This is a genomic window from Pseudomonas sp. PGPR N4 (assembly GCF_059693665.1).
The window spans coordinates 228,359-243,851 of the sequence record NZ_JCAUKV010000003.1 but is presented as its reverse complement, the minus strand read 5'-3'; the positions used below and the strand labels follow the sequence as shown (position 1 = coordinate 243,851).

The following is a 15,493-nucleotide window of genomic DNA, read 5'->3' as shown; positions in this document are numbered from 1 at the left end:
AAGGCCCGCAAAGCGGGCCCGGCGATTTTACGGTGCTGCATAAATCCTGAGGCCGCTACGCAGACCGCCTACCGCTGGCAAACGCGACCAACGCCTCCCCGCTCAAGCGATAGCCAATCCACTCATCCTGCGCCTTGGCGCCAATGGCTTCGTAGAATTCGATCGCAGGGGTATTCCAATCCAGCACCGACCATTCAAAGCGTCCGCACCCGCGTGCCACTGCCATCTTCGCCAGATGGCGCAGCAATGCTTTACCCGCGCCTGCACCACGCTGTTGCGGCGACACGTACAGGTCCTCCAGATACAAGCCGTGCTTGCCCAGCCAGGTCGAGTAATTGAAGAAGTACACGGCAAAACCAATCGGCTCGCCGTCCAGCTCGCAGATCAGGCCATGGGTCGTACTGTGCTCGCCGAACAGGCTGCTCTCGATCCCGGCGACGTCGGTCTTGACCTCGTGTTCGGCCTTTTCATAGATCGCCAGTTCAGTGATAAAACGCAGGATCAGCGCAGCATCGGCGCGCTCGGCAGGGCGGATTGTCAGCGTCATTGCGAGGGTTCCGGTAGGGAGTGGCGGCTCAAGCTTAATTGAAAACGCTGCCGACAAGCGCTTGCCAGTCACCTGCATGCCTCCATGCAAGTGACTGGCAAAGCTCAAGCCCTAGTGTTCGCGGCTTACAGCTTGAAGGTGCTGACCAGCTGATTGAACGATACCGCCAGGCGCGACAGCTCCTGGCTGGATGCGCTGGTCTGGTTGGCGCCTGCTGCGGTCTGGGTGGAAAGATCCTGAATGTTGACCAGGTTACGATCCACTTCCCGCGCGACGTTGGCCTGCTCTTCGGATGCGGTGGCGATCAGCATGTTGCGGTCGTTGATGCCAGCGATGTTCTGAGCGATACGCTCAAGCGATTCGCCAGTGGCCTTGGCCAGTTCCTGAGTATTACTGGCCAGGGCACGGCTGTTGCCCATGGCCTTGACCGCGTCGTCGGCGCGCGATTGCACGCTGGCGATCATCGCTTCGATCTCGCCGGTGGAGGCTTGGGTGCGCGCGGCCAGGGCTCTGACTTCGTCGGCCACCACAGCAAAACCGCGGCCCTGCTCACCTGCCCGCGCCGCCTCGATGGCCGCGTTGAGTGCGAGCAGGTTGGTCTGCTCGGCGATACCACGGATGACGTCAAGGACTTTGGCGATATCGCGCACGCTGCCTGCCAACTCATCGACAATCACGGTCGACTGGCCGATCTCGGCATTCACACTGGTGATCGCCTTGACCGCCTCACGCGCCTGATCGCGGCCGCTGGCTGCTTCATTGCTGGTGTGGCGGGAAGCCTCGGAGGTCGATGTGGCGTTGCGCGCCACTTCGTCAACCGCAGCGCTCATTTCGGTGACGGCGGTAGCCGCCAGCTGGATTTCGTCATTTTGACGGACCAGGCCGCGGCTGCTCTCTTCGGTCACCGCGTTGAGCTCTTCGGCCGCCGAAGCCAGTTGATCTGCCGCACTGGCAATCTGCTGGATAGTGCCCTTGAGCCCGCTTTGCATCGCGCCTAACGCCGCGAGCAACTGGCCGCCTTCGTCACGATGGCCGCTTTCAATGGTTTTGCTCAGATCGCCACCGGCAATTCGCTGCGCGTTGCCAACCGCCAATGCGATCGGCGCACTGATCACCCGGCTGATGAAAATACCCAGCAGCAGCGCAGTGATGAAGGAGGCACCGATGCCAAGGTAGAGGTTGAGCTTGGCAGCAGCCTCGCTGTCGCGAGCATCCTGTGCACCTTCACCGATCTGCCGGTTGTTGGACTTGACCATGATCTCCATCTCGTCCATCACGGTGCGATACGCCTGGTGCATTTCTCCAGCCATCAGCTGCTTGGCTGCGGCCAGATCACCACGCTCGATGGTCGCCGCCACACGCTCAATGATGGCCTGATACGCTGGCCAGTCCTTTTCCATGCGATCGCCCGCGGCACGCTCGTCATCCGCCAGCGGTGTGGCGCGGTAAACGGCGAAGGCGCGCTCGCTGGTTTGGCGGTTTTCATTCATGGAAGCAACAATGGCGCTGCGCTCAGCGGCGTCGCTGCCTGCGATGGAAGCTGCCAGCAGACGATACAAATCGCGGTTTTGGGCAATGGCATCGGACCGCGCCTCTGCGGTCTTGGCCACCGACACCAGGTTGTTGCTGAAGACCAACTGCAAGTTTGTAGACAACGAGCCAATTCCCTGGCTACCGATAATCCCAACGATCAACGTGATGGAAGCGCATAGCGCGAATGCAACATACAACTTGGTTGAAATCTTGGCGTCGTGGAACCAGTTCATATACGGACCTGCACGGGGGAGAACGAGCTGCGATCGCCGCGGCGGGCGCATCGTCAGGCTATCGACCGTTCCCAGCAAGCCTGAAGCCCGTGGCGGGCTGTTTATTTCAATCCTGAGCGGGGCGTGTTGGCGTGCCAGGGATCATCTGGCTCTGTAGTATCGGTAGACGTCGCGCAATTTGCACCAACCGAACCAGACTGCCACTCCAAGCAACCATAGAAGTATCAAGATCTTGGCTACTGCAGAGGCCACCTCGATCTGGACGCCGGCGAGCTATTAAATATCAGCCATGGTAATCCACAACCGATGAGCAATAGATACGCCCCCTACTCTCAGGCACTGGTCTACCTCGGTAAAGCCTGGCTGGTGGTCATAAGCGCGCTGCTTGTGGCCTGCCAATCGCCGCGCGAGGCGTTGCAGCACCTAGCTGACGCACAGGGTCGCCAGGTTGAGGTGCTGCCGGGACGCGCCTTCCCGCTGCTGGTACTGACACCGCACGCTGCAGGCAACCAGACTCGCCTGCGCGTCTACCTCGAAGGCGACGGCCATGCCTGGGCCACGGCCAGCCAACCCAGCCTGGATCCGAGCCCGCACAATCTGTTGGTGGCCCGGCTGGCGCTGGCCGACCCGGCACCAAACGCCTACCTGGCACGCCCTTGCCAGTTCGTCATGAGCGCGGCGTGCCGCCCAGAACTGTGGACCAACAGACGGTTTTCTCAGGACGTGGTCACTCGCCTCAGCCAGGCGCTGGACCAATTGAAACAGCGCTATGGCAACCAGGAATTCGAACTGGTGGGGTATTCAGGTGGCGCCGCGCTTGCCTTGCTGTTGGCAGCCCAGCGGACTGATGTGACCCAGGTGCAGACACTGGCTGGCAATCTCAGCCCGCGCTTGTGGGTCGCAATGAAAAACCTGTCGCCACTCGACGGTTCGCTGGAGCCACTGGACTACCGGTCTCAGCTCGCCTCTGTTCCACAGCGGCATCTGGTTGGAACAGCGGACCAGATCATTCCAGCGACTCTGGCTGACAAATACCAACAAGCGCTTGATTCCCCACTCTCCCAAACAGTCCGCATTGACGGCGCCAGCCATGACCAGGGCTGGGAAGCGGCATGGTCTGAGTGGCTTGAAACTCCGCTGAAAAATGAGGCTTGGCAAAAAAAGACTACTGTTGACCATCTCACGAACGGCAAAGTTCCGGTTATTGCTGATTAATCCTGTATTTCTCTAGAAAATAGCTAGCTGGTCGCATTTCTTGGATTTTTCCCCTTAAAAAACCCGATCAAGGATGAATCATTCTAATGGTTTGGTGTAAATTCGCTCGCGCTTGACTCAGCACTTCACTGACAAGCTGGCAGGGATGCCTGAAACAGACGCTGACGCGTAGGTCCTCCCATGTCAGTTTCTGCCCTGTAAGGATACTGCCTTGAACATTTCTCCTATGCGTCGCTCATTGCTCGCGCTCGCCATTGCGGCTACCACGACTACCGCAGCCAATGCCGTTCCCGTGGCCGACGTCAATTACGACCTGAGCACCGGCCAATTCATCAGCATCGATGAGACCTTTGGCAACGCCACTTTCACCGGAACGTCGACGGGCGCAGGTGTATACCTGCAAGATGTGACCCTGGGTGGCAATCTGGTCAATCAGGGCAATATCAACCTGACAACCAAGAGCCTGACCGACTACGCGGGCGGTATCTCCATGACCCTGAGTTCTACCGTCGCTGGTGACGTGGTAAACCAGGGCAACATCACGGTGGACGGCCCCGGCGCGATGGGCTTGGATCTGTACAGAGCGGTCATCGCCGGTGAAGTGAACAACAGCGGCAACATCAACGTCACGGGTGAAAACGCCAACGGCATGATGATCACCTCGACTCAGGCACGCATCAACAACACCGGCATCATTACCGCGCGCGGCCTCGACTCCGCCGGTATCGAGATCGACCACGCTCAGTTCACCGGTCAGATCACCGACGTCTTCAAGACCGACGTCAACAATAGCGGGACCATCTCGGGCGAAGGCTTTGGCATTCACTTCGTCGGCCTGGATCCCGCTGCCGGTTTCGACACCTTCGCCATCACCCAGACAGCTGGCCTGATCGAAGGCGGCGAGGCTGCAATCAAGGCCAATGACGATGCAGCTCCATCGTATTTTTACTGGCAAGGCGGCCAGGTAAAGGGTGATGTACTGGGCTTGAGTGGCGTGCTGGTGCAAGGCGAGGCGATGTTCGATGGCTCGACCATCCGCGCCGGCTTCGTCGATATCGACGGCGGCCGCCTGACCCTGCTACGCCCGCAGACGACGATTGACGGCGACCTCGACATGGACAGCGACACCGCCCGCCTGCGCCTGCTGCTGGACAACGACACCCTGCCGAACAGGCCGATCCTGACTGTCACCGGCAATACCTTCTTCTCCGCCGGCAGCCAGATCGAACTGCAGGCGCGCTCCGACGACTTCCGCACTTCGGCCCAGGGCACCCGCTACACCCTGCTCAACTCCGGCACTTGGGAAGACCCAGAGAACCTCTCGGTGGTCTCCTCCTCGGCGCTGCTTGAAGTGAAGAACTTCGGCATCGAAGGCCAGGATGTGAAAGCTCTGGTTGCCACCCGCAGCGATGAGGTGATCACGGAAAACCTGCTGGAAGCGCGTGGTTCGCGCAACGCAGTGAACGCCATCAAGCCGTTCAAGAACACCGTCATGGGCCAACTGGACGAAAGCGACCCGGTGTTCCAGCGTTTCGCCAACGCCGCCACCAGCGAAGAGCTGGCCAAACTGGCCGAAACCCTGACCCCAGACGTCAGCGGTGGCGCAATCCACGCCGCCACCAACAGCCAGAACCTGGTCGCCGGTGCCATCAACCGCCGTGCCAGCAAGGCGCGTAGCGGTCTGTCATCCGGTGACGTGCTGGCCGAGCAAGGCGTATGGCTGCAAGCGCTGACCAGCGATGCCAACCAGGACCGCCGCCACGGTATCGACGGCTACGACGCCAACACCAACGGCATCGCCGTGGGTGCCGACGGCAAGCTCAACGCCGACACCACCGTGGGCCTGGCCTACAGCTACCTGACCAGCGACGTCAAATCCGACCTGGGCAGCAAAACCGATGTCGAAGGCCATGCACTGACCTTGTACGGCAACTGGACCCACGACAACTTCTTCGTCGACACCTCGCTGATGTATGGCTGGAACGACAACGAGTCCAAACGCTACATTGCCGGCACCCGCGCCAAGGCCAGCTTCGACAGTGAGATCTTCGGCGTCAACGCCCTGGCTGGCTACACCTTCCAGCTCGACAAGCAATGGCTGCTGGAACCTCAGGTCGGTGCACGCTATGCCAACGTGTCGATTGATTCGTACCGTGAAAAAGGCAGCTCGGCCGCCCTCAACGTCGGCAGCCAACGCTACGAAATCGGCGAAATGGGCCTCGGCGCTCGCCTGGCAGCAGCCTTCGATGTAGGTGTGGGCACGCTGGAACCAGAAGCCAAGCTGATGGCCTGGCACGACTTCATCGGCGACAAGACCGCCACCACTTCCACCTTCGTCCTCGGCGGTACGCCGTTCACCACCACCGGTGCGACACCTGCGCGTGATAGCTACGAGCTGGGCCTGGGCGCCAACTACCGCGTCGGCGCGTGGAGCGTGGGCGGTAACTACAGCTACCTGACCAGCAGTGGGTTCGACGCGGATACCTTTACCGCAAACGTGCGTTACGACTTCTGATAGAGGTCTGCGCTTGAAACGACAAAGCCCGCGAATGCGGGCTTTGTCGTTTCAGGCTGTGGTTGACTTGAGGACGCCAGGGCTGCTTCGTAGCCCTCGCTTACCGCCCGCAGATAGAGAAAAACCGGCCTAAGCCGGTTTCTCAATCGCTGCGCTAGCAGATCATTCCCACTCAATCGTCGCCGGCGGCTTGCTCGACACGTCATAAGTAACGCGCGAGATGCCTTCGATCTCGTTGATGATCCGCCCGCTGACCGTTTCCAGCAGCTCGTAAGGCAGGTGTGCCCAACGTGCGGTCATGAAGTCCACGGTCTCGACGGCGCGCAGGGCCACGACCCAGGCGTAGCGACGGCCGTCACCGACCACACCAACCGACTTGACCGGCTGGAACACTACGAAGGCCTGGCTGGTCTTGTGATACCAGTCGGCTTTGCGCAGTTCTTCGATGAAGATGTGGTCAGCGCGACGGAGGATGTCGGCGTATTCCTTTTTCACTTCACCAAGGATACGTACGCCCAGGCCCGGGCCTGGGAACGGGTGGCGGTAGACCATGTCGTACGGCAGGCCGAGCTCCAGGCCGAGTTTGCGCACTTCGTCCTTGAACAGCTCACGCAGTGGCTCGACCAGCTTGAGGTTCATTTCCTCTGGCAGGCCGCCGACGTTGTGGTGCGACTTGATCACGTGGGCCTTGCCGCTCTTGGCGCCAGCCGACTCAATCACGTCGGGGTAGATGGTGCCTTGGGCGAGGAACTGGATGTTTTCCAGTTTGCTGGCTTCGGCATCGAACACGTCGATGAAGGTGCGGCCGATGATTTTGCGCTTTTTCTCCGGGTCGGCTTCGCCTTCCAGGTTGCCCAGGAACTGAGCTTCGGCGTTGGCGCGGATCACCTTGACGCCCATGTTCTCGGCGAACATGGCCATCACTTGCTCACCTTCGTGCAGGCGCAGCAGACCGTTGTCGACGAATACGCAGGTCAGCTGGTCGCCAATGGCGCGGTGCAGCAGCGCAGCAACCACCGACGAGTCGACGCCGCCGGACAGGCCGAGCAGAACGTTGGCAGTGCCGACCTGGGCGCGAACCTGAGCGATGGCATCTTCAACGATGTTGGACGAGGTCCACAGCGCTTCGCAGCCGCAGATATCGAGGATGAAGCGCGACAGGATGCGTCCGCCCTGCTTGGTGTGGGTCACTTCAGGGTGGAACTGCACGCCGTAGTAGCCGCGGCTGTCGTCGAACATGCCGGCGATCGGGCAGCTTGGGGTGCTGGCCAGAACGTGGAAGTTCTCTGGCATGCGGGTGACCTTGTCACCGTGGCTCATCCAGACATCGAGACCGAATACGCCGTCGGCGTCTACATGGTCTTCGATGCCGTCGAGCAGGCGGCTCTTGCCGACCACGTCAACGCGGGCGTAGCCGAATTCGCGCAGCTCGGAGCCTTCAACCTTGCCGCCCATCTGCTCGGCCATGGTCTGCATGCCGTAGCAGATGCCCAGCACTGGTACGTTGAGGTCGAACACCGCTTGCGGTGCACGCGGGCTGTTGGCTTCGTGGACCGACTCTGGGCCGCCAGCGAGGATGATGCCGCGCGGGTTGAATTCGCGGATCGCTTCATCGTCCATGTCGAACGGGTGCAGCTCGCAGTAGACACCGATCTCGCGCACGCGGCGGGCGATCAGCTGGGTGTACTGGGAACCGAAGTCGAGGATCAGGATGCGGTGAGCGTGAATGTCGAGGGCCATGACTCAATCTCGTCAGTGGAAATCGGAAACAACACGGGGCTGTCGTAACAGCCCCGCTTGCTAATGATGCTGGAAGCCTCAGCCTACGCGGTAGTTTGGCGCTTCCTTGGTGATCTGCACGTCATGCACGTGGGACTCGGCCATGCCGGCACCGGTGATGCGTACAAACTCAGGCTTGGTGCGCATCTCTTCGATGGTGGCACTGCCGGTGTAGCCCATGGACGAACGCAGGCCGCCCATCAGCTGGTGAATGATTGCAGCCAGTGCGCCCTTGTACGGTACGCGGCCTTCGATACCTTCCGGGACCAGCTTCTCGGCGCCGGCCGAGGAATCCTGGAAGTAACGGTCGGACGAACCTTGCGCCTGAGCCATTGCACCCAGCGAACCCATGCCGCGGTAAGCCTTGTAGGAACGACCCTGGAACAGCTCGACTTCGCCTGGTGCTTCTTCAGTACCGGCAAACATCGAACCCATCATCACGCACGAGGCGCCAGCGACGATGGCCTTGGACAGGTCACCGGAGAAGCGGATGCCGCCGTCGGCGATCAGTGGTACGCCGGTGCCTTCGAGGGCAGCGGCAACGTTGGCGATAGCGCTGATCTGCGGCACGCCGACACCAGCGACGATACGCGTGGTGCAGATCGAGCCTGGGCCGATACCGACCTTGACTGCGTCAGCGCCGGCGTCAGCCAGGGCTTTGGCGGCAGCGCCAGTGGCGATGTTGCCGCCGATCACCTGCACGTGTGGATAGGTTTCCTTGACCCAGCGAACGCGGTCGATCACGCCTTTGGAGTGACCGTGGGCGGTGTCGACCACCACCACGTCAACGCCGGCAGCAACCAGCGCAGCAACGCGCTCGCCGGTGTCCTTGCCGGTGCCGACCGCAGCGCCGACGCGCAGACGCCCCTGGTCGTCCTTGCTCGCCAGCGGGTAGGCCTTGGCCTTTTCGATGTCCTTGACGGTCATCATGCCCTTGAGGCTGAAGTTGCCGTCTACGATCAAAACTTTTTCCAGGCGGTGCTTGTGCAGCAGCTCGCGGACTTCGTTCTTGTCGGCGCCTTCGCGGACGGTGACCAAACGCTCTTTTGGCGTCATCACATCACGCACCTTGGCGTCCAGACGGGTCTCGAAGCGCACGTCACGGGAAGTGACGATACCGACCAGGTCGCCATTGGCCAGCACCGGAACACCAGAGATGTTGTTCAGGCGGGTCAGGTCGAACAGGTCACGCACGGTGGCGTCGGCTTCGATGGTGATCGGGTCCTTGACCACGCCAGCCTCGAACTTCTTGACCTTGCGCACTTCGCTGGCCTGTTGTTCGATGGTCATGTTCTTGTGGATGATGCCGATACCGCCTTCCTGCGCCATGGCGATGGCCAGGCGGGCTTCGGTAACGGTGTCCATGGCAGCGGATACCAGCGGAATGTTCAGCTCGATGCCACGGGTCAAACGGGTCTTGAGACTGACTTCATTGGGCAGTACCTCGGAATAACCAGGTACAAGGAGAATGTCGTCGAAGGTCAGTGCTTCTTGGCTGATACGCAGCATCGCGGGGGCTCCCGGGCGGGAAAATTGGAAGCGCGCCATTATACTCATCCACGGCGCGCCACTCAATGCAAAATAAGGGCCTTCGGTCAGGCCTGTGGCAGTTTTACCTGCACCACGGCTACCGGATGGTCGAGCCAGTCGGCAAACGCGGCGAGGAAGGTCGAGGTAAAACCGGCCTCGCCCCAGTTGTTGAAGATGAACCCCAGGTTGGAAAAGGCACATGGCTGCAGGAATAGGAAGCCATTGATATCGTCTTCGAAGGCGCACAGAGGACAGGTGAAGTTGTCGCTCACCCCCGGCATCCACTCCTCCAGGCTGTCGAACAGCGGCTCGCCGACTTCGCGCCGGCACTCCGGGCAGCCGGCTTCTTCAAGAAAGCCTTCGGTCGGCGTATAGATGCAGCGCTTGAGCATGACTTCCAGGCCGTTGACCGGCTGATCGAACGGCAGCAGCTCAGGCCGCAGGGCGATCTTGCGCGCGCCTGGCGCCAGCGCGTAGGCCATGCGGTTGCCGCTGCGCCCACAGGTGCTCAACTGCTCCTCGACGATTTTCTCCCTGACCAGCCAGCGCAGGATCGCCCGCGCGCGGGCCTCGTGCACCGGGACGGTGGACAGTTTGGGGACGATGATGCTCTGGGTGTTCATGAACAAGGCAGGCCTGGGACTTCAATAATCGGCCAATTCTACCCCCTGCTCAGCTCGTCAGGTAGCGAACAATCAAGGCCACACCGCTGGCCAGTACCAGCCAGGTCACCAGCCGCACGAAGGCTTCGCGGGAGAGTTTGAAGCTCAACCGACGGCCAATCCAGGTGCCCAGAAACATCACTGGCAGCAAGCACGCCGCCAGCAACAGCAGGCTTATGTCGGCATACACCCCGGCGATAACGAACAACGACAGGCGCACGATGGTGCTGCAGCTGATCAGCGCGCACTGGGTCGCGCGGGCCTCATTCTTGGAATCCAGCCGTGCATTCAGGTAGATCGCATAAAGGAAACCACCACTGCCGAACATGGCGCCGAACAGCCCGCCGACGGTTCCCATGGGCACCGCCCAGAGCGGATTCAGACGTGTCGGCCGGGTTTTGATCGCCAGGCCATAAATGGCATAGGCCGTAACAAACACGCCCATCAGCAGCAACAGCAGGTCTGATTTCAGCTGCAACAAAAACACCACGCCCAAAATGCAACCGATGGCCATGAACGGCAGCAGCCGCAGCAATTCGGCGCGGGCGACGTCCTTGCGCGACGGCAGCAGGTTACCGAACGCCGCGATGAAGTCGAGCAGCACCAGCAGCGGCACCACCTTGGACAGCGGCATGAAATGAATCAACACCGGCGCTGCAATCAACGCCGTACCAAAGCCGGCAATGCCGAACACGATGTAAGCCGCGCTGACCGCGAGCAGCACGGGTAGCCAGTCGAGGCCGGTAAACGGCAATTGAGCGAGCATGCAAGTCCCTCCCTGGGCAATGCGCAAAGGTAGCATTCCAGCGCATGCTCGGTGCAGAGGGCGATGCACAAGCTGGCCTTGTCCTTTATGATGCCGAACATGATCAAAGACCCTTTCGAACGACTCGGCCTCGACCGCGAGGTCCTCACCGTCAGCCAACTCAACGGCCGCGCCCGCGTGCTGCTCGAGGACGTGTTCCGCAACGTCTGGGTTGAGGGCGAGATTTCCAACCTGGCCCGGCCCGCCTCTGGCCACATCTACTTCACCCTCAAGGACAGCGGCGCGCAGGTGCGCTGTGCGCTGTTCCGGCAGAACGCCACGCGCGTGCGTCAGGCACTGCGCGATGGCCTGGCAGTGCGCGTGCGCGGCAAGGTCTCGCTGTTCGAGGGGCGTGGCGACTATCAGCTGATCCTCGATACGGTCGAACCGGCTGGTGACGGCGCCCTGCGCCTGGCCTTCGAAGCGCTGAAAGAGAAACTGAGCGCCGAAGGCCTGTTCAGCACCGAGCGCAAGCAGCCACTGCCGGCACACCCGCAGCGCATCGGTATCATCACCTCGCCGACCGGCGCGGTGATCCGCGACATCATCAGCGTGTTTGGCCGGCGCGCGCCGCAGGTCGAGCTGAACCTGATCCCGACTGCCGTGCAGGGCCGCGAGGCGATCAACCAGATCGTGCGCGCCCTGCGCCTGGCCGACAGCCGTGGCTTTGATGCCCTGATCCTGGCCCGTGGCGGCGGTTCGCTGGAAGACCTCTGGTGCTTCAACGAAGAAGCGGTAGCGCGTGCGATTGCCGCCTGCGTGACGCCCATCGTCAGTGCTGTAGGCCATGAAACCGACGTTTCGATCAGTGACTTCGTCGCCGACGTACGCGCACCCACGCCGTCCGCTGCCGCCGAGCTGCTGGCCCCGGACAGCAGCGGTTTGCAGCTGCGCCTTGAGAGCCTGCAACGGCGGCTGTTGCTACGGATGCAGAACCGCCTGAGCCATGACCGCCTGCGCGTCGAAGGCCTGGCCCGCCGCCTGCGACATCCCGGCGAACGCCTGCGCCAACAGGCGCAGCGTCTGGACGATCTGGACATGCGCCTGCGCCGCGCCTTTGCGCTGAACATGCGCGCACGTCAGGAGCGCCTCGGCCGCCTCGACACGCGCCTGGCCGCGCAGCACCCGGGGCGCACGCTGAAGTTGCTCGGCCAGCGCCTGGACAGCCTCGCCGAGCGCCTGCCACGAGCCATGCGCGAAACCCTCAAGGACCGCCGCCAACGCTTCCAGGCCCAGTTGCAGACCTTGCAGGTGGTCAGCCCGCTGGCGACCCTGGCGCGTGGCTACAGCATCCTCCTGGATGAGCGCGGCCAGGCCATCCGCAGCGCGGCGCAGACGCGCAACGGTCAACGCCTGACCGCTCGCCTCAACGAAGGTGAGCTGCAGGTGCGGGTCGAAGACAACCACCAGACTCCGGTCACCCTTTCGCTATTGGATTGACACATGCCCCGTTTGCTCGCCCCGCTGCTTGCCCTGTCTTTGCTGCTGCTGACCACTGCGGCCCAGGCCAGCTACATCACCCGCACCCTCAACAAGCCAGTGCCGGGCGGCGTCGCCGTGGTCGACCTGGGCCCTGCTGCCAACGCCCCACAAGCGCGCTTTGACGGCAAGCCGGTGCTGGTGGTCAAGGAGCAGGACAACTGGCTGGCGATCGTCGGCATCCCGCTGACACAGAAACCCGGCACTGCCACCCTCAGCCAGGGCAACCGCAGCCTGCCGTTCACCGTCGGCAGCAAGAAGTACCCCGAGCAGCACATCACCCTGAAGAACAAGCGCCAGGTCAACCCAGACCCGGCCGACCTCAAGCGCATCGACCGCGAGCTGGCCGAGCAGATCAAGGCCTACCGCAGCTTCAGCCCGGCCCTGCCGAGCAACCTGATCCTCGACAAACCGGTCAACGGGCCGCTGTCGAGCAAGTTTGGCGTGCGCCGCTTCTTCAACGGTGAAGAGCGCAATCCGCATGCCGGGCTGGACTTTGCCGTACCCGCCGGGACGCCGATCAAGACCCCGGCCAACGGTACGGTGATCCTGATCGGTAACTACTTCTTCAATGGCCAGACCGTGTTCGTCGACCACGGCCAGGGCTTTATCAGCATGTTCTGCCACATGTCGAAAATCGATGTGAAGAATGGCCAGCAGCTGCGCCGTGGCGACGTGGTTGGCCGGGTCGGCGCGACCGGTCGCGCCACCGGCCCGCACATGCACTGGAACGTCAGCCTGAACGATGCGCGGGTTGATCCGGCGATTTTCATCGGGGCATTCCAACCCTGAGCGCAGGCCAGGCAAGAGCTTCCCTGCCACCGGGAAGCTCTTGCGCTGATGAAATGGACTGCGCAATTTAATCGGGTTCCGAATTTGATCGCGGCGATTCAATCTCGCCAACTGCACATTCTTGAACATTTATCTCAATTTTTTTTCAAGGCTTGCCAACCCTCACCGCTGTGGTTAGGGTTGAAGCCATGAAAACCTCCAGCACCCTCATTTTGCTCCGCCAACACCGCAGCCTCTGCCTGGTCAGTGCCCGACTACCAGGGTGAATCGCGTCGCCTCGCCTATTCATCTCGTTATCGTCCGGCAGGCCCGATCTCGGCCGCACCCAAAAGGATTATTCGCATGACCATGCTCAAAGACCCGTCGAAGAAATATCGCGCCTTCCCCACCATCGATTTGCCCGACCGCACCTGGCCATCCAAGACCATCACCGAAGCGCCGATCTGGTGCAGCTCGGACCTGCGTGATGGCAACCAGTCGCTGATCGAGCCGATGGACGCGGAGAAGAAGCTGCGTTTCTGGAAGACGCTGGTGCAGGTTGGCGTGAAAGAAATCGAAGCGTCGTTCCCGTCTGCCTCGCAGACTGATTTCGACTTCGTGCGCACCTTGATCGAAGGCGGCCACATCCCGGATGACACCACCATCCAGGTACTGACTCAGGCCCGCGAAGACCTGATCGCACGCACCTTCGAGTCGCTGCGTGGGGCGAAAAAGGCCATTGTCCACCTGTACAACGCAACCAGCCCGTCGTTCCGCCGCATTGTCTTCAACCAGGACAAGCAAGGCGTCAAGGACATCGCCGTCAACGCCGCCAAGCTGTTCGTCAAATACGCAGCGCAGCAGCCCGAGACGCACTGGACCTTCCAGTACTCGCCAGAGACCTTCAGCGCCACCGAACTGGAGTTCGCCAAGGAAGTCTGCGACGCCGTGACCGAGGTGTGGAACCCGACGCCTGAGCACAAGATCATCTTCAACCTGCCAGCTACCGTTGAAGTGGCCACGCCGAATATCTACGCCGACCAGATCGAGTGGTTCTGCCGCAACGTCAATCGCCGCGACAGCGTGATCATCAGCCTGCACTGCCACAACGACCGTGGCACTGGCATTGCTGCCACCGAGCTGGGCCTGATGGCCGGTGCCGACCGCGCCGAAGGCTGCCTGTTCGGCAACGGCGAGCGCACCGGCAACGTCGACTTGGTGACCCTGGCGCTGAACCTCTACACCCAGGGTATCGACCCACAGCTGGACTTCTCCGACATCGACGGCGTGCGCAAGGTCGTCGAGGAGTGCAACCAGCTGCCGGTGCATCCGCGTCACCCGTATGTTGGCGACCTGGTCCACACCGCGTTCTCCGGCTCGCACCAGGACGCCATTCGCAAAGGTTTCAGCAAGCAGCAGGAAGGCGAGCTGTGGGAAGTGCCGTACTTGCCGATCGACCCGGCCGACATTGGCCGCAGCTACGAGGCGGTGATCCGCGTCAACAGCCAGTCGGGCAAAGGCGGCATCACCTACTTGCTTGAACAGGAATACGGCATCAGCCTGCCGCGCCGCATGCAGATCGAGTTCAGCCAGGTCGTACAGGGTGAAACCGACCGCCTGGGCCTGGAAATGACCGCCCAGCAGATCTACAAGCTGCTGCACAAGGAGTACCTCCAGGCCAACGCCCCGTACGCCCTGGTCAGCCACCGCCTGCAGGAAGAAAACGGCAGCAGCAAGGTCGAAGTGGAAGTAGCCGGTGAAGGCGAAACCAACCTGCACTGGCACGGCAAGGGCAACGGCGCGCTGGAAGCGCTGGCGGCCTGCATGCCGGTTGCGGTAGAAATCATGGACTACAACGAGCATGCCATCGGTGCCGGCACCAACGCCAAGGCTGCCGCCTACATCGAGCTGCGCGTTGCCGGTGGCCGCCCGGTGCATGGTGTGGGTATTGATGAAAACATCACTACCGCAAGCTTCAAGGCGCTGTTCAGTGCCCTGAACCGCTCACTGAGCCAGGAAGAGGCCAAGGCGGCTTAACTCACCGCCGGCCCATAAAAAACCGCATCCAAGGATGCGGTTTTTTTTGTCGAGCATTTCAGCGCTGTCGGTAGGAGCGGCCTTGTGTCGCGAAAGGGGTGCGAAGCGCCCCCATATTTTCAGCTTCGCCGCTGACATAGCCGGGCCCGCTGTGCGGGCCTTTCGCGACACAAGGCCGCTCCTACGGGGATGCGCGCACGGCGGGGCAAACGTTGATTTTCGAACTAATTATCTTTATGTCGCAACTAATTAAACATGCACTGACATGGATCAACACTTTGTTTATTGCACTAAAGTTGGGCAGCAAATTCTCCGACGAAATACGTCGCTTATTATCTTCGCTTTATTTGATTAAACATTTAACATAGTGGCTGCGTGCCACCAATG

Annotated in this window: 11 protein-coding genes; 5 read left to right on the top strand and 6 right to left on the bottom strand. The window is 61.4% G+C overall.

The features are described 5' to 3' along the window. Positions 1-55 precede the first annotated feature (55 nt). Entirely contained in the window at positions 56-547 is a 492-nt protein-coding gene (locus AC58X1_RS14870) for a GNAT family N-acetyltransferase (RefSeq protein ID WP_259075663.1), read from the bottom strand. A 125-nt stretch (positions 548-672) separates the two neighbouring features. Beyond that, positions 673-2,313, bottom strand: a complete 1,641-nt coding sequence (locus AC58X1_RS14865; protein WP_150571051.1) for a methyl-accepting chemotaxis protein — start codon at positions 2,311-2,313, stop codon at positions 673-675. A 306-nt stretch (positions 2,314-2,619) separates the two neighbouring features. Between AC58X1_RS14865 and AC58X1_RS14860 the strand changes: the two genes are divergently transcribed. Continuing rightward, complete coding sequence (locus AC58X1_RS14860; protein ID WP_259075665.1) at positions 2,620-3,528, top strand: alpha/beta hydrolase; 909 nt, start codon at positions 2,620-2,622, stop codon at positions 3,526-3,528. 211 nt (positions 3,529-3,739) lie between these two features. Next, positions 3,740-6,043, top strand: coding sequence for an autotransporter family protein (locus AC58X1_RS14855; RefSeq protein ID WP_259075667.1), 2,304 nt, complete (start codon positions 3,740-3,742; stop codon positions 6,041-6,043). A 162-nt stretch (positions 6,044-6,205) separates the two neighbouring features. Here the strand turns inward: AC58X1_RS14855 and guaA are convergent, their stop codons facing one another. The 4 genes from guaA to AC58X1_RS14835 form a co-directional block, all read right to left on the bottom strand. Next, positions 6,206-7,783, bottom strand: a complete 1,578-nt coding sequence (gene guaA, locus AC58X1_RS14850) for a glutamine-hydrolyzing GMP synthase (RefSeq protein WP_103436237.1) — start codon at positions 7,781-7,783, stop codon at positions 6,206-6,208. Between the two features lie 78 nt (positions 7,784-7,861). After that, positions 7,862-9,331 (bottom strand): IMP dehydrogenase, encoded by a 1,470-nt coding sequence (gene guaB / locus AC58X1_RS14845; RefSeq protein WP_101317008.1) that lies wholly within the window; start codon positions 9,329-9,331, stop codon positions 7,862-7,864. An 86-nt stretch (positions 9,332-9,417) separates the two neighbouring features. Continuing rightward, positions 9,418-9,975 (bottom strand): sugar ABC transporter ATPase, encoded by a 558-nt coding sequence (locus tag AC58X1_RS14840; protein ID WP_101317006.1) that lies wholly within the window; start codon positions 9,973-9,975, stop codon positions 9,418-9,420. Between the two features lie 49 nt (positions 9,976-10,024). Continuing rightward, a complete protein-coding gene (locus tag AC58X1_RS14835; protein WP_497429043.1) occupies positions 10,025-10,780 on the bottom strand; it encodes a sulfite exporter TauE/SafE family protein in 756 nt (251 codons plus the stop codon). Positions 10,781-10,879: 99 nt separating this feature from the next. On the opposite strand from AC58X1_RS14835, the gene xseA reads away from it, so the two are divergent. From xseA to leuA, 3 genes are all read left to right on the top strand, one after another. Beyond that, positions 10,880-12,259 (top strand): exodeoxyribonuclease VII large subunit, encoded by a 1,380-nt coding sequence (gene xseA / locus AC58X1_RS14830; protein WP_150571054.1) that lies wholly within the window; start codon positions 10,880-10,882, stop codon positions 12,257-12,259. A gap of 3 nt (positions 12,260-12,262) precedes the next feature. Further along, positions 12,263-13,090, top strand: coding sequence for a M23 family metallopeptidase (locus tag AC58X1_RS14825; protein ID WP_150571055.1), 828 nt, complete (start codon positions 12,263-12,265; stop codon positions 13,088-13,090). A 342-nt stretch (positions 13,091-13,432) separates the two neighbouring features. After that, a complete protein-coding gene (gene leuA / locus AC58X1_RS14820; protein WP_181108798.1) occupies positions 13,433-15,106 on the top strand; it encodes a 2-isopropylmalate synthase in 1,674 nt (557 codons plus the stop codon). Positions 15,107-15,493: the final 387 nt, after the last annotated feature.